Annotated in this window: 20 protein-coding genes and 1 tRNA gene; 14 read left to right on the forward strand and 7 right to left on the reverse strand. The window is 30.4% G+C overall.

Features of this window, described 5'->3' with window-relative positions:
* Nucleotides 1–263: 263 nt before the first annotated feature.
* On the forward strand, nucleotides 264–575 hold the full coding sequence (locus tag Q0776_RS17310; RefSeq protein WP_298371128.1) for an isoamylase early set domain-containing protein: 312 nt from the start codon (nucleotides 264–266) through the stop codon (nucleotides 573–575).
* 318 nt (nucleotides 576–893) lie between these two features.
* Here the strand turns inward: Q0776_RS17310 and Q0776_RS17315 are convergent.
* Both Q0776_RS17315 and Q0776_RS17320 read right to left on the reverse strand, forming a co-directional pair.
* Nucleotides 894–967 (reverse strand) — tRNA-Arg (locus Q0776_RS17315).
* A 36-nt stretch (nucleotides 968–1,003) separates the two neighbouring features.
* The gene (locus tag Q0776_RS17320) at nucleotides 1,004–1,153 is read right to left on the reverse strand and encodes an SsrA-binding protein (RefSeq protein WP_298371130.1); all 150 of its coding nucleotides are present in this window, start codon (nucleotides 1,151–1,153) and stop codon (nucleotides 1,004–1,006) included.
* Nucleotides 1,154–1,450: 297 nt separating this feature from the next.
* Here Q0776_RS17320 and Q0776_RS17325 point away from each other — a divergent pair, with 297 nt between their 5' ends.
* Nucleotides 1,451–2,389, forward strand: coding sequence for a calcium/sodium antiporter (locus Q0776_RS17325; protein ID WP_298371133.1), 939 nt, complete (start codon nucleotides 1,451–1,453; stop codon nucleotides 2,387–2,389).
* Nucleotides 2,390–2,461: 72 nt separating this feature from the next.
* On the opposite strand, the gene Q0776_RS17330 is transcribed toward Q0776_RS17325, so the two are convergent.
* Nucleotides 2,462–3,481, reverse strand: a complete 1,020-nt coding sequence (locus Q0776_RS17330; RefSeq protein ID WP_298371136.1) for a glutamine synthetase beta-grasp domain-containing protein — start codon at nucleotides 3,479–3,481, stop codon at nucleotides 2,462–2,464.
* A gap of 232 nt (nucleotides 3,482–3,713) precedes the next feature.
* Between Q0776_RS17330 and Q0776_RS17335 the strand changes: the two genes are divergently transcribed.
* From Q0776_RS17335 to Q0776_RS17390, 12 genes are all read left to right on the forward strand, one after another.
* Nucleotides 3,714–5,900, forward strand: a complete 2,187-nt coding sequence (locus Q0776_RS17335) for a glutamine synthetase III (RefSeq protein ID WP_298371139.1) — start codon at nucleotides 3,714–3,716, stop codon at nucleotides 5,898–5,900.
* A 418-nt stretch (nucleotides 5,901–6,318) separates the two neighbouring features.
* The gene (locus Q0776_RS17340; RefSeq protein WP_298371141.1) at nucleotides 6,319–7,632 is read left to right on the forward strand and encodes a hypothetical protein; all 1,314 of its coding nucleotides are present in this window, start codon (nucleotides 6,319–6,321) and stop codon (nucleotides 7,630–7,632) included.
* Nucleotides 7,633–7,693: 61 nt separating this feature from the next.
* The gene (locus tag Q0776_RS17345) at nucleotides 7,694–8,140 is read left to right on the forward strand and encodes a hypothetical protein (protein WP_298371142.1); all 447 of its coding nucleotides are present in this window, start codon (nucleotides 7,694–7,696) and stop codon (nucleotides 8,138–8,140) included.
* A 400-nt stretch (nucleotides 8,141–8,540) separates the two neighbouring features.
* Complete coding sequence (locus Q0776_RS17350; protein ID WP_298371144.1) at nucleotides 8,541–9,494, forward strand: hypothetical protein; 954 nt, start codon at nucleotides 8,541–8,543, stop codon at nucleotides 9,492–9,494.
* Between the two features lie 98 nt (nucleotides 9,495–9,592).
* A complete protein-coding gene (locus Q0776_RS17355) occupies nucleotides 9,593–10,024 on the forward strand; it encodes a hypothetical protein (protein ID WP_298371145.1) in 432 nt (143 codons plus the stop codon).
* A 4-nt stretch (nucleotides 10,025–10,028) separates the two neighbouring features.
* Nucleotides 10,029–10,757, forward strand: a complete 729-nt coding sequence (gene csgH, locus Q0776_RS17360) for a curli-like amyloid fiber formation chaperone CsgH (protein WP_298371148.1) — start codon at nucleotides 10,029–10,031, stop codon at nucleotides 10,755–10,757.
* Between the two features lie 22 nt (nucleotides 10,758–10,779).
* Entirely contained in the window at nucleotides 10,780–11,190 is a 411-nt protein-coding gene (locus Q0776_RS17365; protein WP_298371151.1) for a curli production assembly/transport component CsgF, read from the forward strand.
* Nucleotides 11,191–11,208: 18 nt separating this feature from the next.
* Entirely contained in the window at nucleotides 11,209–12,603 is a 1,395-nt protein-coding gene (locus Q0776_RS17370) for a CsgG/HfaB family protein (RefSeq protein ID WP_298371153.1), read from the forward strand.
* Nucleotides 12,604–12,619: 16 nt separating this feature from the next.
* On the forward strand, nucleotides 12,620–14,131 hold the full coding sequence (locus Q0776_RS17375) for a carboxypeptidase regulatory-like domain-containing protein (protein WP_298371156.1): 1,512 nt from the start codon (nucleotides 12,620–12,622) through the stop codon (nucleotides 14,129–14,131).
* Between the two features lie 104 nt (nucleotides 14,132–14,235).
* Nucleotides 14,236–15,414 (forward strand): AIR synthase related protein, encoded by a 1,179-nt coding sequence (locus Q0776_RS17380; RefSeq protein WP_298371159.1) that lies wholly within the window; start codon nucleotides 14,236–14,238, stop codon nucleotides 15,412–15,414.
* Between the two features lie 116 nt (nucleotides 15,415–15,530).
* Nucleotides 15,531–16,607 (forward strand): peptide chain release factor 1, encoded by a 1,077-nt coding sequence (gene prfA / locus Q0776_RS17385; protein ID WP_298371161.1) that lies wholly within the window; start codon nucleotides 15,531–15,533, stop codon nucleotides 16,605–16,607.
* A 136-nt stretch (nucleotides 16,608–16,743) separates the two neighbouring features.
* Entirely contained in the window at nucleotides 16,744–18,375 is a 1,632-nt protein-coding gene (locus tag Q0776_RS17390; protein ID WP_298371164.1) for an ABC-F family ATP-binding cassette domain-containing protein, read from the forward strand.
* 67 nt (nucleotides 18,376–18,442) lie between these two features.
* Here Q0776_RS17390 and rplT read toward each other — a convergent pair whose 3' ends face one another.
* The 4 genes from rplT to thrS all read right to left on the reverse strand — a co-directional run bounded on the left by rplT (nucleotide 18,443) and on the right by thrS (nucleotide 21,677).
* Nucleotides 18,443–18,787 (reverse strand): 50S ribosomal protein L20, encoded by a 345-nt coding sequence (gene rplT / locus Q0776_RS17395; protein WP_089379679.1) that lies wholly within the window; start codon nucleotides 18,785–18,787, stop codon nucleotides 18,443–18,445.
* A gap of 93 nt (nucleotides 18,788–18,880) precedes the next feature.
* Nucleotides 18,881–19,078: a 50S ribosomal protein L35 gene (gene rpmI / locus Q0776_RS17400; protein WP_134248853.1), complete on the reverse strand. Its 198-nt coding sequence runs from the start codon at nucleotides 19,076–19,078 to the stop codon at nucleotides 18,881–18,883.
* Between the two features lie 76 nt (nucleotides 19,079–19,154).
* On the reverse strand, nucleotides 19,155–19,670 hold the full coding sequence (gene infC, locus Q0776_RS17405) for a translation initiation factor IF-3 (protein WP_298371188.1): 516 nt from the start codon (nucleotides 19,668–19,670) through the stop codon (nucleotides 19,155–19,157).
* Between the two features lie 66 nt (nucleotides 19,671–19,736).
* Nucleotides 19,737–21,677, reverse strand: a complete 1,941-nt coding sequence (gene thrS / locus Q0776_RS17410; protein WP_298371177.1) for a threonine--tRNA ligase — start codon at nucleotides 21,675–21,677, stop codon at nucleotides 19,737–19,739.
* Nucleotides 21,678–21,923: the final 246 nt, after the last annotated feature.

Here is a 21,923-nt window from a genome sequence, read left to right on the forward strand (position 1 = left end):
ATGTAAGCAAAGGTTAATTATTGGCGGAAATAATTTTATTGCTTTAAAGAGGTCTTTTTAATCGCAAAATCATTTAAAAATACAAATTGGTTAATTTTGAATTAAAACTTGAAATATTTACATCTATTCTTGTTAATAATTAACCTGAATACGCTTTAAATACAGTTTTAGGTTAAATTAGGATATAAATTAGAGAATAGAGTTGTAAAATAACTAATAATGATAAAGTAAATTTGTAGTATCATATTAAAAATTAGAATATTATGAGTTTAAAGAAACAATATTTAAAGAGTAAACCGGTTTGTAAAGTAACTTTTCTATTAGATAAAGAAGAGGCTTTAGGAGCTGAAAGAGTAGATTTGTTAGGAGAATTCAATAACTGGAATACTGCTGAACCAGTTATTATGAAAAAGTTAAAAAATGGATCATTTAAAGTTGTAATTGATTTGCCTGCTGAGCAAGAATTTCAATTCAAATATCTTTTAGATGGTGAAAAATGGGTAAACGATGCTAATGCCGATAAATTTGTTGGTAGTGGATTAGGAGCTGAAGAAAATTCAGTTGTTACTTTATAGTATTTCGAACCAAACTTAAAATAAAAAAAGAGAATTTGAAGACAAATTCTCTTTTTTTTACTACTAACTAAAAAAATCAAAAACATTACCTATTTCAATAAGTAATGAAATATGAGACAAAAATATAGTTAATGTTTTGTTTAATCTATGACTTTTATCATTCTTTGAAAATATTTTCTAAAATTATATAAAGTTTCTAAGGAATCAATTGTTAAAATTGGTTCCTTTTTTTTGTTTATTAAAATAAAATGAAGTTGTAAGAATCTATAAAATAAAAAAAACGCAATTTCAAAAAAAAGAAATTGCGTTTTTAACTTGTGACCTCGACAGGATTCAAACCTGTAACCTTCTGAGCCGTAATCAGATGCGCTATTCAGTTGCGCCACGAGGCCGTTTTAACGGGTGCAAATATAATATAAATAAATTATTTACAAACTATTTTTTGTAACAAAATAGCGCCAACCAATAATTGCGAGTTGCCATTTTTTTGCTTTAACCATATCTAGTCCTTTTTTTGAGTAACTAGGGAGCATAATTTTATTAATTTTTGCAATAATTTTAAAAATTGTTTTTTTCATAACACGAAATTAACAATTAAAAAAAGATCTTGCAAAATGCAATAATTTGAAAAGTAATTAAAGCAATTGGTTTTAAATTAATGAAGGAAAAAGAATTTTATGTGAAAATTTAAAGTTTTGTGCTTTGGGAAAATTGTTAATTTAATTTTATTACAAGCAAAATTTATTCTTATACTTTTGGTTTCAAAAATTTTATTTGTTTTAGATAGACAAAATTTAAAGGTAATTGTTTCTTTTTATTTTTAAATTGAAATAATTCAACACATTTTTATTCTGCTATATTTGCAATAAAAAATATTGATGAATTTATTATTTATAGCTCTTGGTTTATTATTGTTAATATTAGGAGGTAATTGGTTATTGAAGGCAGCTGTTGGATTTTCATTAAGGTTGTTAATACCGAAAATTGTAATTGGAATGACGGTTGTTTCTTTCGCAACATCAGCTCCCGAATTAATTGTAAGTATTAAATCAGCTTTAGATGGACACGCAGATATAGCTTTAGGAAATGTAATTGGTTCTAATATTGCAAATTTAGGTTTGGTTTTAGCCATTACTATTTTAATTTCTACAATTAGTGTAGAAAAAAGTTTTTATAAAACAGATTGGCCTGTTATGATGGTTGCTTCTGCAATGCTATATGGGTTTATTGCTTTTGATGGAGTTTTGGTGAGATATGAAGGAATTATTTTGTTCTCAATGTTGCTGGTGTTTTTAGTTTATCTATTAAAATTTCAAAAAACTGCGGTTGTGGATGAGTTGCCTGAAGATGATGAAGAGTTGCCTTTATATAAAAATGTAATGTTTTTAATAATAGGAGGAATAGCTTTATGGGGAGGATCTGAATTACTTATTGATGGAGCCGTAGGAATGGCAGAGAAGTTTAATGTAAGTGAACGTGTAATTGGAATTACAATTGTGTCTGTTGGAACAAGTATTCCCGAATTAGCCGCCTCGGTAATAGCAATATTGAAAAAAGAAAAAGCAATTTCGCTTGGTAACTTAATAGGTTCAAATGTTTTCAATATTTTGGCTGTCTTAGGTTTAACATCTATTATAACACCGGTAGAAGTAACAGATAACGGATTGCTTTCGAGCGATATTTATTGGATGCTTGGCTTTTCATTGCTAATTTTCCCTTTAGTTTTTGCACCAGTAAGAATGAAATTAAGTTGGAAAGAGGGATTAATACTATTAGCGTTATACCTAGGCTTTATTTATAAAATGATAATTTAACTAGGCGTTTAAATTTTGTAAAAAAAAACACTGCATATGCAGTGTTTTTTTTTGTAGTATAAATAACTAAAATTAAATTTTAGCTGATTTTACAGTTTTTATAATTCTTGCAGCAACTTTATATGGATCTGCATTTGAAGCTGGTCTACGGTCTTCTAACCAACCTTTCCAACCTTTTTGCACTACCATAATTGGTATACGAATTGAAGCTCCACGATCAGAAATTCCATATGAAAAGTCTGAAATAGATTGAGTTTCATGTTTACCAGTTAAACGTTGATCGTTAAATGCACCATAAACTTCAATATGTTCTTTTGTTACAGGACGAAATGCCTCGCAAATAGCCTCGTAAGTCTCTTTAGAACCGCATGTTCTTAATGTTGTATTAGAGAAGTTAGCGTGCATACCAGAACCATTCCAGTCAGTATCACCAAGTGGTTTAGGGTGGTATTCAATATAGTAATTGTGTTTTTCAGTTAATCTATCTAATAAATATCTAGAAACCCAAATTTCATCACCAGCTTTTTTCGCTCCTTTAGCAAATAATTGGTATTCCCATTGTCCACAAGCAACTTCTTGATTAATACCTTCAAAGTTTAAACCAGCTTGAATACAAAGATCAGCATGTTCTTCAACTAAATCACGACCATGAGTGTTTAAACCACCTACAGAACAGTAATACATTCCTTGAGGTTTTGGGTAACCACCTCTAGGGAATCCTAATGGTAATTCTGTTTTAACATCCATAATAAAATACTCTTGCTCAAATCCAAACCAGAAGTCATCATTATCATCATCAATAGTAGCTCTACCATTAGATGGGTGTGGAGTTCCATCAGCATTCATTACTTCAGTCATTACTAAATAACCGTTAATACGATCTGGATCAGGATAAATAGCAACTGGTTTTAAAACACAGTCAGAAGAACCTCCTTCAGCTTGTTTTGTAGATGAACCATCAAAAGACCACAATCCAATTTCATCAAGAGTTCCTTGGAAATTTTCATGCTCCTCAACTTTAGTTTTACTTCTTAAGTTTTGTGTTGGTAAATAACCATCCAACCAAAGGTATTCTAATTTTATTTTTGCCATGTTATAAATAATTTTTAATGTTTACAAAATAATTTTGACAAAAATAATTATTTATACCATACAATAAAAATTTAAGGGGTTAAAAATATTTAATACATATTATTTTTGTCGATACCCTATTTTTTTATAGGGTAATTGTAAAAAAATTAAAAAATATACTAAAAAATGATATTTATTTATAAATTATATTTTTAATTTTCTTGTATCTTCGTATTAAATATAAATTATTAGAATGGCAACATTAAGATTTAAAGCAATTCAGCTTGCGCAAAATAGAAAACCGGTTAAGGTAAATGAAGTAAAAAAACGTTCAGAAATTTTTGGAGAAAACGTTTTTAATGAAAATACCATGCGTCAATATTTAACATCTGAAGCCTTTAAAGGTGTTATGAGTGCTATTGAGCATGGAAAAAAAATTGATCGAAAAATTGCAGATCAGGTGTCGTCGTCTATGAAAGAATGGGCCTTGTCAAAAGGAGTTACCCATTATACACACTGGTTTCAACCGTTAACAGGTGCTACTGCAGAAAAACACGATGCTTTTTTTGAAACAATTGGTAATGGAATGGCAGTTGAAAAATTTGGAGGAAGTCAATTAGTGCAACAAGAACCAGATGCTTCTAGTTTTCCTCATGGTGGAATAAGAAATACTTTTGAGGCAAGGGGATATACGGCCTGGGACCCAACTTCACCTGCTTTTATTTATGGAACGACTTTATGTATTCCAACAATTTTTGTGTCATACACAGGAGAAGCTTTGGATTATAAAACACCTTTATTAAAAGCATTGCATGCTGTGGATGATGCAGCAACTGCAGTTTGTAAGTATTTCGATAAAAATGTGAAGAAGGTTTCTTCTTCATTAGGTTGGGAGCAAGAGTACTTTTTAATAGATAAAGCATTGGCTGGAAGCAGACCAGATATAAATTTAACAGGTAGAACATTGTTGGGGCATTCCCCAGCAAAAGGGCAACAATTAGATGATCATTATTTTGGATCCATACCAACAAGAGCATATAATTTTATGCGCGACTTGGAAAATGAGTGTATGTTGTTGGGTATCCCTGCGAAAACCAGGCATAATGAGGTTGCTCCAAATCAGTTTGAGTTAGCTCCAATTTATGAAGAAGCTAATTTAGCTGTTGATCATAACTCATTATTAATGGACGTTATGGGACGTGTGGCATTGCGTCATGATTTTAAAGTGTTGTTACATGAAAAACCATTTGCAGGAGTTAATGGATCGGGAAAACATAATAATTGGTCGCTTTCAACAGATACAAATGTTAATTTATTGGGGCCTGGAAAAACCCCTATGAGTAATCTGCAATTTCTAACATTTTTTATAAACACCATAAAGGCTGTACATAATAACGAAGAATTATTACGTGCTGCTATTGCATCTGCAAGCAACGATCATAGATTGGGTGCAAATGAAGCGCCTCCAGCTATTATTTCTGTTTTTATTGGGGAGCAATTAACAAATGTTTTAGAAGAGCTAGAAGGTGTTACAAAAGGGAAACTATCGCCTGAGGAAAAGACCGACTTAAAATTGAATGTTGTTGGAAAAATACCAGATGTATTATTAGATAACACAGATAGAAATAGAACTTCTCCGTTTGCTTTTACAGGTAATAAGTTCGAGTTTAGAGCAGTAGGCTCTATTGCAAATTGTGCCAACCCAATGACCGTATTAAATACTATTGTGGCAAAACAGCTAAAAGATTTTAAGGTTGAAGTTGATGCATTAATCGATAAGAAAGATTTAAAAAAGGATGAGGCTATATTTAACGTTCTTAGAGAGTATATAAAATCAGTAAAAAATATTTTATTTGAAGGAAATGGTTACGGTATTGAATGGGAAAAGGAAGCTAAAAAGAGAGGGTTGAGCAATAATAAAACAACACCGGAAGCTTTGAAAGCAAGAATTTCAAAAAAATCGATTGAATTATTTGAAGAAATGGGAGTAATGTCGAGGAAAGAAACCGAAGCACGATATGAAATTGAGATGGAAGAATACACAAAGCGTATACAAATTGAATCTAGAGTTTTAGGAGATATAGCTGGGAACCACGTTGTTCCAACTGCGGTACGTTACCAAAATATGTTAATTAAAAATGTTTCGGGTTTAAAAGAAATATTTGGAAAAGATTTTGAAGAGCATGCTAAAGAGCAAATAGGATTAATAAAACTTATATCAAGTCATATTGAAGCTATTCATATAAAAATTGATGCAATGATTGCTGCTCGAAAAAAAGCAAATAAATTAACTAAAATTGAAGAAAAGGCAGCAAGTTATTGTACAAAGGTAAAGCCTTTTTTAGAGGAAATAAGATATCATTGCGATAAATTAGAGCTCATGGTTGATGACGAATTATGGCCTTTAACCAAATATAGAGAACTTCTTTTTGCAAGATAGAATTAAATAAAAAAAACCTGATTTAAATCAGGTTTTTTTTATTTAAACCATTTATTAAAGGTTTTAAGTAGTTTGTTGTGAAAAATAAATCAGCGATTTTATATGTAACTTAAGTGTCTGAATAGAAGCATTCTAAATTACTGAAATTTAATATTTTAATATTTGAAATTAACAAGAGTATAGTTATCTTTAATGTGGAAATTGAAAGTATTAAGTATTAATAGTTTTCAATTCTAAAAAAAAATGCAATTGCGAAAAAGTATAAGCCTCAAAAATTAAGTTTCTCACCCTACGTTGTAAATTTATATAATTATTTTAAGTTGGAAATGCAGTATTGTGTTTTGTCTTCTTAAAAATAGTTTGTGCTCCTGTATAAGTTTATTTCACTAAATAATTTATTAATTTAAAAATTTTAATTATGAAAAAATTATTATCTGTGATGGCGATATTTTTCGCTACAACTTTAATTTACTCACAGTCAAACATGAGTGATATTAATTCACGAGGGAAAAAAAATGATGCACAAGTAGTACAGCACGGAAATACGAATACTTCTGATATTGATCAAGTAGGTTGGTATAATAAGGCCGATGTAAGTCAAAAAGGACATTTAAATAATGCCGTTGTTGATCAAATTGGTTCATATTTCAGTTACGCTAAGGTAACTCAAGTTGCAAATAGAAATTCAGCACGTCAAACACAACGTGACTTTTATAATATTGGTAAAATAGACCAAGATGGGAAGGCAAATGAAGCTGTTCAAAATCAATCAGGTGCTAATTGGTATTCTTGGGGAGGAAATAAAGCTAGTATTATTCAAAGAGGAAACTCAAACAGAGCGGTTCAAGTACAAAATGCAACTAGATTTGGTTTTACAAAAAATGTAGCTTCTGCCGAACAACATGGTAAAAGCAATTATACTGTACAACATCAATTTGGTAGTGGTAACAATTCAGCAGTAGATCAAAGAGGTGAAGGTCATCAAGCTTTTGAATATCAAGATGGTTATGCTAATAAATCTACAACAAATCAAAAAGGTGGAGGAGAAGATGATGAACCAGAATTAATGACGGCTGATGAAGGTTCAGTTACTGAAGCTCATGAAAGTTATGTGTTCCAACTTGGAAATGGTAACGTGCAAATGACCGATCAAAAAGGAAATGGAAATGATGCTTATACAAGTCAAATAGGAAATAGAAATACTTCTACAACTAAGCAAACAGGTCATAATGTATTGAGTTATACGTTGCAGATGGGAGATGGCAATATTGCATATACAGAACAAGCAGGTAATGGAAGTTTTAGTGCTACTTCACAGTTTGGAGACAAAAACACTTCTTCAACAACACAAGATAGTAAGTCTAATGAAAGTTATGTACTTCAAGTTGGTGATGAAAATGAACAAACAACGTTCCAAACAGGGAACTCTAATGAGTCTTGGGAATTTCAATATGGTGATGAAAATAGTGCAACCACAGAGCAACACGGTCATGATGGTTGGAGTTTTATAAAACAAAAAGGAAATGATAATGAGGCAAATGTTGATCAAAGAGGGCATTTAAACTGGAGTTTAACAATGCAATGTGGAAATGCTAATGAGGCAAGTGTTGTGCAGCGAGGAATGGAAAATAGTAGTAAAATATTCCAAAGAGGTTATGGAAACACTTCTGATGTAGTTCAACACGGAGGTGGTGGAAATGGAAATGGTTGTGGAAATGGTGGTGGACATTAATTCTAATAATTAATTAAAAAAGAAGAGGGGAATATCCCCTCTTTTTTCTAAATCAAAAAGAATGAAGATTTATATTTATTTTTTAGTCTTTATTATTTCTCTTTTAACTAATTTTAATTTGTTAGCTCAGGGAACTATTAGTAGTTTTGAATTGTTAAATAATCAGTTTCAATTAAACAACAATCCTAATCTTTTACTTCAAAATCAAAATCCAGAATTATCAAAAAATATTCAATCTTCAGATAATTTTGTTAACTTAAATCAAGTAGGAAACAACAATAACGTAGAGTTAAAACAAATTGGGTACGAAGCTCAGTTGGTAAGTCAATTAGGAGATAATAATTATTATGGTTTTATTAATTACTATAATAAAACCCCACTTAATTTAAATCTTCTGCAAAAGGGTAATTCTAATTCGCTCCACATTTATGGAGTAAATTCAATTATTAAAAATATTAGTATTATTCAAAAAACAAATTTTAAATCTTTGATTATAAAGAATTATTAAAATTTTACAAAATTGTTATTCTTAAAGGGTATTTAAATGATTTTTCATTAAAATACCTTTTTTTATTGTAATAAATGTATTGTTTATATGTTATATGCAACTTATGTTACAAAAGTTGCGGTTTGTTATTGAAATCTTGCAATTCGCAAAGTAGTTGTTTTAAAGTTGTGATTATTAGTAGAATAATAGTACTTTAGTCCTGTTTAAACAAATAATGAAGTACTTAATTATTTTATAAGCCCTACTGTTTAAACCCCAAAAAAAAAATTGTATTACCCTATTTAATGAATTTAAAGGATTTCTAATTTTTAGGATTGTATTATCTGTAAGTTAGTTGTATTACCCTATAAATTTGTGAAATAGAAATTATTTTAATTACTAACTATAAAAATTTTTTATTATGAAAAAACTTATTTTAAGTGTAGCTATGCTATGCGCAACAGCCTTGTTATTTGCACAACAACCACAAAGTCCAAATTGTATTGATTGCGAAATTGATCAAGTAATTCCGGCAACAATCGGATCTGGATCTTGGGATAACATAAGTGATTTGGATCAAAGAGGTTATATGAATATGGCACATGTTTTACAAGAGGGAGCTGGAAACTATTCCAAAATAGACCAAGATGGTGCAAATTTCGGAGACGGTGGTCATGAAAATAACGCATATGTAAGTCAACAAGGATTTAATAATCATTCTGATATTGATCACAATGGAGATAGAAATACTGGTAATGTAAATCAAATAGGATGGCGTAATTATACCAAGCAGGTTGTAGGTGTTGGTTTTGCTGAGGATAATATGGCAAGTTCAACTCAAGCAGGTAGAGCTAATGTAGCTTATCAAAGTCAATACTACGATAATAATACAGCTACTATTTCTCAAATGGGTAGATTGCCAAATACATGGGGAAATAGAAATTATGCAGAGCAATATCAAAATTCTGGTTCTGATGGAGCTGCTGGAAATACGGCAGAAATTGCACAAAGAGGAGATGATAATGCGGCACAACAAACTCAAAACGGAAGCAATAATAATGCCTATGCGTTTCAAAGTGGTTATTCAAATACTTCTGTTGAAAACCAAACTTCTGTTTCAGGAGGTTTAGCAATGAATGATTCAGATGTAATGCAGTATGGAACAAGTAATAAAGCTTGTATAAATCAAGATGCTATTGGAGCAGATAATTTAAGTTATGTTTATCAAAGAGGATATATGAATACGGCATTAGTTGATCAAACAACTTCTGCAACTGCTATTGGAAATAACAATAGTAATGTTAATCAAGTAGGTAGAATGAATGGAGCCTGCGTAACTCAATACAATCAGAATCCAGCTTATTTTTCTTGGTAATAGAAGAATTTAATTTTTAATAGAAGAGGGATTTTAATCCCTCTTCTATTATTTTTTTGTAAATTAGTTGTAGGATATAATAATTTAAAACGAATATTATGAAAAAGAAGTTTGTTTTAACCATTAGCATTTTAATATTTGGGATAAATTTCCTTTTTTCTCAAGAAGAAAAGGATTTGTACAAACATTTGTATGAGAATAATTTTTTTATACCAGAAAATAATCATCTTCAGAATATAAGTAATAACTCTTCCAATGGAACTGGTAATTTTGTTTCCTTAGATCAAATTGGAAATTACAATAATATAGATATTGTTAAAAAGTTTAATGCTTCTCAGAAAATTGCACAAATTGGAGATAGAAATAGCTATAATTTCATTAGTTTCTATAGTCGAGAGGCTCTAAATTTAAATGTTTTACAACAAGGTAATTCAAATGCACTTCATATTTATGGTGAAAATTCTATAATTAAAAATTTAAGTATTGTTCAAAAATCCAATTTTAAAACTATTATCATAAAAAATTATTAGAATTATGAAACAACTTTATGTAAATATTATTTTTAGTTGTTTAATGTTTTTAACTGGAGTAAGCTATAGTCAATTAAATGAAAAAGTAAAAGGTAAAATTAACATTCAAGAAACTGATAATTTAATTCTTATAGAGGCTCAGGCAGAGAATCAAGAGGAAATTTTTCAAGAAAAACTTTATTATAATTTATTGGCTTTAAAAATGAGTGCTTCAGGAAATTATTCTAGTAATAATCAAGAAGGTGAATTCTCATTAAATCCAAATGAAAGCAAAGTTTTATCGGAAGTTAGAATGAATTTAGAAAATAATGAAAATTTAAAAATTTATTTATTTATAAAGCAAAATAATAAATTAATTTCAAAAGATTCTTTAGTTGTTATTCCTGCGGAAAACAAAAGTTCGACTAGAAAAATTAAAAAAGAAGAAGACTTTGTGCTAAAAGGAATTGTAATTGACGATGTAATTACAAAAGTTGGCAAGGATTTTCATGATTATTTTTATCAAAATTATAGCACTTCGGGAAATATGCATCCATTTATAATTACAATAAAAGAGAAACCTTATTTTGGAAGAAGTAGTATTATAACAGTTACAAGTGAAGACAGAGTGTTATTTGAGTTTATGTCAAAACCAGATGAAGAATATTTAAGGTCTGCTGTAAAAGCTTCAATCCAAAGAGTTAATCAATATGCAAAACAAAGAAAAATGTTGTTTAAGAATAGCAGAATTTAATTTTTAATTAGTATATTTAGGTATGAAAAAGTTAAAGTATTACATCGTATTAATTCTTATATGTATCCCTTTTTTAACATATTCTCAAAATATTGTTTATAAACCAATAAATCCTTTTTTTGGTGGAGATACATTTAATTATCAGCAATTATTAGCTTCAGCTAATGCTCAAAATAGTTTTGAAGAAGAATCTGACTTTAGTTTTGACCAAGGGTCGGATTTAGACAATTTTACAGAAACTTTAAATAGGCAGTTGTTAAACTCATTATCTCAAGATTTGTTTCAACAAGAATTTGGAGATTCAGCTTTAACAGTAGGAACCTATGTTTTTGGGTCTTTGGTTGTTAAAATTTCTCCTTCAACCGATGGTTTATCGGTAAATATTTTAGATACTACTACCGGAGAGCAAACACAAATTATTATACCAAACTAAAATAATACCCCCACTTAAATGAACAAACTAATCAAATTTAGTGTTTACACTGTGTTAGTGTTTTTGACGAGTTGTGGAGCATTTTTTAATCAGCCAATAAAAATTTCAAAGGCTAGGATAGGTGAAAGTACCTCGCGTAAAAGTATTTTAGATACCATTTTACCTGCTACGGAAACAGTTGTTGGAGTCTATAAATTTAGAGACCATACGGGGCAGTATAAATTGGTGGAAAATGGTTCAACTTTTAGTACTGCAGTTACTCAAGGAGGTACATCAATTCTTTTAAAATCATTAGAGGAGTCAAAGTGGTTTACTCCAATTGAGAGAGAAAATATTGGAAATTTACTTAATGAAAGACAAATAATCAGATCAACTAGGCAAGAGTATGCGGCAGACGCAAAACAAGATCAAACTACATCAATACCTCCATTATTATTTGCAGGAATAATTTTAGAAGGAGGAGTTGTTTCCTACGATTCAAATATTATAACAGGTGGATCCGGAGCAAGATATTTTGGGGTTGGAGCTTCCACGGAATATAGACAGGACAGAATTACAATTTATTTGAGAGCTGTTTCCACATCTAGTGGAAGAATATTAAAAAATGTATATGTGTCCAAAACAATTTTGTCTCAAGGTATTTCGGCAAATTTATTTAGATATGTGGATGTTAAACGTTTGTTAGAAGTTGAAACGGGAGTTACAAAAAATGAACCTACTCAACTTGCAATTAAAGAAGCAATAGACAAAGCAGTTGAATTGTTAATTATTGAAGGGGTAATAGATGGGTTATGGGTTCCAAAAGGTGGAGATAAGATCATTGAATATTTAAAGAGCGAATACAATAAAGAGAAAGAAGAAGCGGCAAGCACTGCACTGCTCGATAGAGAATTTGATGATAGAAGAGGGAGAATAGCTATTGGAGCATATGGTTCGTCATCTCATATATCTGGAGATTATTCTAATCCTGTTGGAAAAATGGGAGGCGGAGTTAAGTCAAAATTATTTTTAAAAAATCCTGCTTTAAGTTTAAGTTCTAATTTGGGCTATTTCGAATTAGAGAATGAAGATTCATTCAAGAAGAAATTTTTAAATTTGGATGTTAACCTAGACTACACAATTCTTCCCTACGACAATTTTTCACCATATATTTATGGAGGTATAGGTTCTATAACAAATAATAGGGATTTAAAAGATATGCTTTTAAAGTTTCAATATGGTTTAGGAATAGAATATTTACCATCAAATAAATTTGGATTGTATTTATTTGGCGAACAAAATTTAATGTTTAACGACAAGATTGATGATGTTGTTCAAGGTAAGAGAAATGATTATTACTGGAAAATTGGTGCCGGGATTAATTTTTATTTTGGGAAACCATATAATAGAGCGAAAAAGGTATTATTTGAATAATTAAATAAAACTGAATATGAAAAAAGGAATTAAAATTGTTTTAATAGCTCTACTAAGTTTGTTTATAAATTGTAGTGAAGATACAATTGACTTACTTGGAGAGGGAGTAATAACAGGTAGGGTTGTTGAAGCAATCAGCTTTAGCCCAATTGAGAATGCAAAAATTACTTTAAGTTCTTCGAATAATACAGTTTTTACGGATGTAAATGGTTATTTTAAATTTGATATTGTAGAGGAAGGTGATTATTCAATAAGCGCAACAAAAGAGGGGTATTTAACATCTTTTGAACCTGCAACAGTTTCTAAAGATGCTGTTGTAAATGTTATATTTGAAATGGAAGATGATGATGCCTTAAACAAACCTCCAAGTACACCAATACTTTATTCACCAGAAGATGGAATTGAAAACCAAGAACTTTCTGTTGAGTTTGTATGGGGAGCCTCAGATCCTGATTTGGATGAAATTAAATATACTTTAGAATTAAAGAATGATCAAGATAATGAGCTTATAAAATTTGAGAATTTAACAGATACAATTTTTGTAGCATCCGATTTAAAATATGGAGTAAAGTATTTTTGGCAAGTAACGGCGAGTGATGATGTAAATGAAAATGTTTTAAGTCCATTAAGTTCATTTACCACAAGAATTGACCCAGAAAATAGATTCTTTTATGTGGAAAAAATATCAAGTAATAATGTAATATATTCTTCAGGCTATAATGTGGCTGATGGTATTGTCGAAAATAAGGTTCAGTTAACATCAGAAAATATAAACAGTTGGAGACCTAGAAAAAATAACTCTTCCAATTTAATAGCATTTTTAAGAACATATAATAATGAAACTCATTTATTTACAATGAATTTGAATGGGGCGGATGTTAGACAAGTTACTTCACAAGTACCAGTAAAGGGGTACAATTTAGATAAAATGGATTTCTCTTGGTCTTCTAACGGAGATAGATTGCTGTATCCACATTACGATAAATTATATGTAATTAATAAAGATGGAAGTGGATTAAAACTGATTTATCAAACTAGTGATGGAAGCTTTATTACAGAATGTGACTGGAGTAATGATGAAAGTATTATAGCATTAAAAACAAATGATATTACAGGATATAACGTAAAAATTTATACAATTGATTTGGGTGGAAATATATTAACGAACGTTTTATCAGATGTTAAAGGAGCTGCAGGAGGAATTAATATATCTGTAGATAATAAATTATTACTATATAGTTATGATGTATCTGAATTTGAGAATTTTAACGGTAGACAATTAGATTCTCATATTTATATATATAATTTTATTAGTGGAGAAACCTTTGACTTATCTCAAAGTAAAGAATCCGGAACTAACGATTTAGATCCAAGGTTTTCACCAAACGAAGCCGAAATAATTTTTGAAAATACTTCGAATGATAATATTTCAACTAGTTATATATATAAAAGCGAATTTGATTTAAATAGTAATGATGATGACAGGACTCAATTATTTGAAAACGCACGAATGCCAGATTGGGAATAACTAAAAAAAAGTAAAAAAACCGAATGTAATTACATTCGGTTTTTTTATGTTTCATTATGTGAAAAAGAAGAATTACTTTTGCACATCAATATAATTAAGGTACAATGAGTTCAGAAGTAAGTAAAAGATACAGTCAAAGAGGGGTTTCGGCATCAAAAGAAGATGTTCATAATGCAATTAAAAATGTAGATAAGGGATTGTTTCCTAAAGCATTTTGTAAAGTTGTGCCAGATTATTTAACTGGAAACGATGATTATTGTTTAATTATGCACGCAGACGGAGCCGGTACAAAATCGTCCTTAGCCTATATGTATTGGAAAGAAACTGGAGATATTTCTGTTTGGAAAGGAATTGCACAAGACGCCTTAATTATGAATATTGATGATTTATTGTGTATTGGAGCAACCGATAATATTATGCTATCTTCTACAATTGGAAGAAATAAAAATGTAATACCTGGTGAGGTAATTTCTGCCATTATAAACGGAACAGAGGAATTATTAAAAGATTTAAAAGGTTTTGGAGTTGAAATTCATTCTACAGGTGGAGAAACAGCTGATGTTGGTGATTTAGTGAGAACCATAATTGTAGATTCGACAGTTACAGCACGGATGAAGCGTAGTGATGTTATTGATAATGCAAATATAAAACCAGGAGATGTAATAGTTGGTTTAGAATCATTTGGACAAGCAACTTACGAAAAAGAATATAATGGAGGAATGGGTTCGAACGGATTAACTTCCGCTCGTCACGATGTATTTCATAAGTATTTGGCTAAAAAATTTCCAGAAAGTTTTGATGCCGCTGTACCAGAAGATTTAGTGTATTCAGGTAATGTAAAATTAACAGATTCAGTGGAGAACTCTCCAATTGATGCGGGTAAATTAGTGCTTTCACCAACACGCACCTATGCACCAATTATAAAAAACATTTTGGATAAATACAATGCTAAAACCATTCACGGTATGGTGCATTGTAGCGGAGGAGCGCAAACTAAAATTCTTCATTTTATTGATAATTTACATATTGTTAAAGATAACATGTTTGCAATTCCACCACTTTTTAAATTAATTCAAGAGCAAAGTAAAACTGATTGGAAAGAAATGTATCAAGTATTTAATTGTGGGCATAGAATGGAATTGTATGTTTCACCAGAAATTGCTGAAGACATTATTAAAATATCAAAATCATATAACGTAAATGCCCAAATTATTGGAAAAGTTGAAGCTTCCAACACAAAGCGGTTAACAATTAAAAGCGAATTTGGAATTTTCGAATATTAGCTACTTTTCATAAAAATTTAGTATATTTCATTAACTTTCTATTTATATAGTAAAAGTTGGTTGGGATAATAGTATCAAGAAATTAGTGTAAATTTGCAATCCAATAAAAATAAAAAATGTTAGATAAGTTACAAATAGTAAAACAACGTTTCGATGAGGTATCAGACTTAATTATCCAACCGGATATTATTTCAGATCAAAAACGCTATATACAAATAAATAAGGAGTATAAAGATTTAAGTGCGGTAATGAAAATAGCTGAAGAATATGAATCTTTACTAAATAATATTGAAGAGGCTAAGGAAATTATTGCAGATGGTTCTGATGAAGAAATGACAGAAATGGCAAAAGCAGAACTTGAGGAGGCAACTGCTCAAATTCCAGAACTTGAAGAGAAAATTAAATTTATGTTAATTCCAAAAGATCCTGAAGATGCCAAGAATGTAATAGTAGAAATTAGAGCAGGTACAGGAGGGGATGAAGCAAGTATTTTTGCAGGAGATTTATACAGAATGTATACTAAGTATTGTTCTGATAAAGGCTGGAAAACTGAAGTAGAGGATATTAGTGAGGGAACTTCAGGTGGATTTAAAGAAATAATTTTTAGTGTTACTGGAAGTGATGTATACGGAGATATGAAGTTTGAGTCAGGTGTTCACCGTGTTCAACGTGTTCCACAAACTGAAACCCAAGGTAGAGTTCATACTTCTGCAGCAACTGTAATGGTACTACCTGAAGCGGAAGAATTTGATGTTGAATTAAAGCCAAGTGATATTCGTGTAGATTATTTTTGTTCTTCTGGACCTGGAGGTCAATCGGTAAATACAACATATTCGGCCGTACGTTTAACACACGTTCCTACTGGATTAGTGGCGCAATGTCAAGACCAAAAATCACAGCATAAGAATAAAGAAAAGGCTATGAAGGTTTTGCGTTCTCGTTTGTATGAACAAGAATTAGAAAAAAAGCTAGCTGCAGATTCGGAAAAAAGAAATTCTTTGGTTGCAAGTGGAGATCGTTCAGCTAAAATTAGAACTTATAATTATCCACAAGGACGTGTAACAGAACATAGAATTGGATTGACATTGTATGATTTATCTAATGTTATTAATGGAGATATTCATAAAATAGTTGAAGAATTAAAACTAGCTGAAAATACAGAAAAGTTAAAAGAATTAGGAGAGGTTTTATAATTAACTTCGTACCACAGATTTCATTTAAAGCAAGAACTTCAGGTTCTTGCTTTTTTTGTTTACAAATGAATTGGATTGAGTTTAACTATAAAATTATTCAATGTATATTTGCCGCTTTCGAAAAAACTAATAAAATATGATTACAGTTAACGACGTTTCCATAAAATTTGGAGGAACAACATTATTTGAAAATGTGTCATTTGCAATTAATGAAAATGATAAAATTGCTTTGATGGGAAAGAATGGAGCTGGAAAATCAACATTACTAAAGATAATAGCTGGAGTAAAAACTCCAACTTCAGGAAATATTTCTTCTCCACTTGGAACCAAAATTGCTTATTTACCGCAACATTTATTAGCAAAAGATGAATCAACAGTTATGGAAGAGACTTCTAAAGCTTTTTCAGAAGTTTTCGAAATGAAAGACGAGATTGATAAAATTAATGAGCAATTAACCATTAGAACCGATTATGAAAGTGATGAATATATGAAACTAATTGAGCGTGTTTCTGAACTTAGTGAAAAGTTTTATGCTATTGAAGAGATAAATTATGAAGCTGAAGTTGAAAAAGTTTTAAAAGGTTTAGGGTTTGTTAGGGAAGACTTTCAAAGATCAACATCGGAATTTTCTGGTGGATGGCGTATGCGAATAGAATTAGCTAAAATTTTATTGCAAAAACCCGACTTAATTTTATTGGATGAACCCACAAATCATATAGATATTGAAAGTGTTCAATGGTTAGAAGATTTTTTAATAAATTCTGCCAAAGCCGTAATTGTAATTTCTCATGATAGAGCATTTGTAGATAATATTACAAATAGAACTGTTGAGGTTACTATGGGTAAAATTTACGATTATAAAGCCACATATTCTCATTATTTAGAATTGAGAAAGGATAGACGGGCACATCAGCAGAAAGCGTTCGATGAGCAACAAAAAATGATTGCTGAAAATATGGAATTTATTGAACGTTTTAAAGGAACATATTCAAAAACAAATCAGGTTCAATCTCGTGTTCGAATGTTGGAAAAACTAAAGTTAGTAGAAGTTGACGAGATTGATTCTTCAGCCTTACGATTAAAATTCCCTCCATCTCCAAGAAGCGGGCAATATCCAGTTGTTGTGAGTGATTTATCTAAAAATTACGATAATCATGTTGTATTTAAAAATGCCAATCTTGTAATAGAACGAGGGGAAAAAGTTGCATTTTTAGGGAAAAATGGAGAGGGAAAATCAACCATGGTAAAAGCTATTATGGGTGAGATAAATTTTGAGGGTAAATTGGAAATTGGACATAATGTTAAAATCGGTTATTTTGCTCAAAATCAGGCGTCACTATTAGATGAAGAATTAACAGTGTTTGAAACAATAGATCAAATTGCTGTTGGTGATATCAGAACTCAAATTAAGAACTTGTTAGGAGCATTTATGTTTGGTGGAGATGATACAACCAAAAAAGTTAAAGTACTTTCGGGTGGTGAAAAAACACGTTTAGCTATGATTAAATTGTTGCTTGAACCTGTTAATGTATTAATTCTTGATGAACCAACAAATCATTTAGATATGAGAACAAAGGATATTATAAAGGTAGCCTTAAAGGATTTTGATGGAACTTTAATACTTGTTTCTCACGATCGTGACTTTTTAGATGGCCTGGCCGAAAAAGTTTTTGAGTTTGGGAATAAACGTGTTAAAGAGCATTTTGAAGATGTTGCTGGTTTTATGGCTCATAAAAAAATGGAAAGTTTAAAGGAAATAGAAAAATAGAAAGTTTTACAAATAAAAAACCCAATCGAAAGATTGGGTTTTTATATATAAGCAAGAAATTAAAAATCTATTTTACTGAATCTACAACTGCCTTAAAAGCTTCTGGATTGTTCATAGCTAAATCTGCAAGAACCTTACGGTTCAATTCAATATTATTAGCTTTTACTTTTCCCATAAACTGTGAGTAAGACATTCCATACTGACGAGCTCCAGCGTTAATACGTTGAATCCATAATGCACGGAAAGTTCTTTTTTTGTTTTTACGGTCTCTGTAAGAATATAACATTCCTTTTTCAACCGCATTTTTTGCTACTGTGTAAACGTTTTTTCTACGTCCAAAGTAACCCTTTGCTTGCTTCAATATCTTTTTTCTTCTAGCTCTTGAAGCAACTGAATTTACTGATCTTGGCATAATTTCAATTTGTTTTTTGTAGTAGGCGGTAAACTAAATTACACTTGTATGTGCCATACTCCAAGGTTAATTATTAAATTCCCTGTAACTTTATTATTTTAAAGTTAACTGTTGTAAAATGTTAGCTTCATCTGATTTATGTACTAAACCATCATGAGTTAACTTTAATTTACGTTTTTTACTTTTTTTAGTCAAAATATGACTTTTAAAAGCGTGTTTTCTCTTAATTTTTCCAGAACCAGTAAGCTTAAAACGCTTCTTAGCACTAGATTTTGTTTTCATTTTAGGCATTTTTCTTCTACTTTTTTAGACTTGCTTAATATTTTTTCTTTAATTTAATCTATATTAAGATTACAAATAAAGCTTATTATTTCTTTTTTGGAGCAATGTACATAATCATACGTTTACCTTCTAATTTAGGCATTTGCTCAACCTTTCCGTATTCTTCTAATTCCGTTGCTAAACGTAATAACAGAATATGACCTTGATCTTTGTATATAATAGATCTACCTTTAAAGAATACAAAAGCTTTTAATTTAGCTCCATCTTGTAAAAATTTAAGGGCGTGTTTCTTCTTAAATTCAAAATCGTGTTCATCTGTATTTGGTCCAAATCGAATTTCTTTAACAACAACTTTTGAAGCTTTTGATTTTTGAGCCTTTTCTCTCTTTTTTTGTTCGTAAAGAAACTTTTTGTAATCAATAATTTTACAAACAGGTGGAACAGCTTTAGGTGATATCTCAACTAAATCTAGTTCTTGTTCTCTGGCCAAAGATTTTGCTTTGGAAAGAGAATATACCCCAACTTCAACGTTGTCACCAACTAACCGGACTTCTTCAACATATTTAATGTGTTCATTAATTCTATGCTGGTCCTCCTTAATTACTCTCCAAGGTTTTCTTCCCCCTGATCTTCTCTTGATTGCTATAACAGTAAGTTTTAAATTAAACTAAAATTTTTCTAATGTACTATCTATTTCTTTATTAATAAAGGAAATGAACTCATTTATTTTTAATGTACCTATATCTCCTTCACCTTGTTTTCTAACCGAAACCGTATTTTCATTTTCCTCCTGTTCACCTACAATTAGCATAAAAGGAATTTTATTCATTTCAGCATCCCTTATTTTTCTACCTGTTTTTTCGTTTCGATCATCTACAAGTGCGCGAATTTCGGAATTTTCTAGCAAATTTAAAACTTTTTCAGCATATATTTGATATTTCTCGCTAATTGGTAAAATAATTACTTGTTCTGGAGTTAGCCATAATGGGAATTTTCCTCCTGTATGTTCAAGTAATACTGCAATAAAACGTTCCATGGAGCCAAAAGGTGCTCTATGTATCATTACAGGTTTGTGTAATTGATTATCTGCTCCTTTATAGCTTAAATCGAAGCGTTCAGGTAAATTGTAGTCAACCTGAATGGTTCCAAGCTGCCAACTTCTGCCTAAAGCGTCCTTTACCATAAAGTCTAATTTTGGACCATAGAATGCAGCCTCTCCATATTCAATTACGTAATCTAATCCTTTTTCTTTAGTAGCATTTATAATCGCATTTTCAGCTTTTTCCCAGTTTTCGTCACTTCCAATATATTTTTCTCTATTTTCTTGATCTCTTAAAGAAACTTGAGCTGTAAAGTTTTCAAAACTAAGTGATTTAAAAACATAAAGTACCAAATCAATAACTTGTTTAAATTCTTCATCAAGTTGGTCTGGTGTACAAAAAATATGAGCATCATCTTGAGTGAATCCTCTAACACGAGTTAATCCATGTAATTCTCCACTCTGTTCATACCTATAGACGGTTCCAAATTCGGCAAATCGCTTTGGAAGTTCTTTATATGAATAAGGTTTATGGTTGAAAATTTCACAGTGATGCGGGCAATTCATAGGTTTTAATAGAAATTCTTCACCTTCTTTTGGAGTATGAATTGGTTGAAAACTGTCTTCACCATATTTAGCATAATGGCCAGAAGTTACGTATAACTCTTTTTGTCCAATATGAGGTGTTATTACCATTTCATAACCAGCTTTTTTCTGAGCTTTCTTTAAAAAGTTCTCCAATCTTTCACGTAATGCTGCACCTTTAGGGAGCCATAAAGGTAATCCTTGTCCAACTTTTGATGAGAAAGCAAATAATTCTAATTCCTTTCCTAATTTTCTATGATCACGTTTTTTAGCTTCCTCTAATAACTCTAAATACTCCGTAAGCATTTTTTGTTTTGGAAATGAAACACCATATATACGTGTTAATTGATTGTTTTTTTCATCACCTCTCCAATAAGCACCAGCAGCACTCATTATTTTAACAGCTTTAATTAAACCAGTATTAGGAATATGCCCACCTCTACAAAGATCAGTGAAATCTGAATGGTCACAAAAAGTGATTTCTCCATCATTTAAGTTTTCAATTAACTCAACTTTATATTGATTTTTTTCTTCTTTATATTTAGCTAAAGCATCGGCTTTGCTAACTTCACGCATTTTAAATTCATGTTTTCCTCGTGCAAGTTCCAAAAACTTTTTTTCAATAACTGGAAAATCTTTTTCAGAAACCACATTTTCTCCAAAATCAATATCATAGTAAAATCCATTCTCAATTGCAGGTCCAATGGTCAATTTAACTTTGGGATATAAATGTTGAATAGCTTGTGCCATAACATGTGCCGATGAGTGCCAAAATGCTTTTTTACCATCAACATCGTTAAATGTGTATAAAACTAAATCACCATCTTCCACAAGTGGGGTAGAAGACTCAATAGTTGTATCATTAAATTTTGCAGAAATTACATTTCGCGCAAAACCCTCGCTAATATTTTTAGCGACATCCATAGGAGTACTTCCTTTTTCAAAAGGTTTTATTGTACCATCAGGTAAAGTTATTTGAATCATATTTTTTTATTAAGGCTGCAAAGATATTAGAAAACTATTAGATGAGCAATTTCTTTTAAAAGCTTATATAGTTTTTGTACTAGATTATTTATAATTTTCATTACACCATATATATATTAATAAAGTTGCCACCTTGTTCGGGATAGATTTTAAATATTAGATTTAATAATTAATAAAATAATTCAGGGTATTTGTTAGTTTTAATTAACGGGTTTTCAGAAGTATAAGGATTTAAGTTAAAAATTA

The organism is uncultured Lutibacter sp., assembly GCF_947495725.1.
In the GTDB taxonomy this organism is placed as follows: Bacteria; Bacteroidota; Bacteroidia; order Flavobacteriales; family Flavobacteriaceae; genus Lutibacter.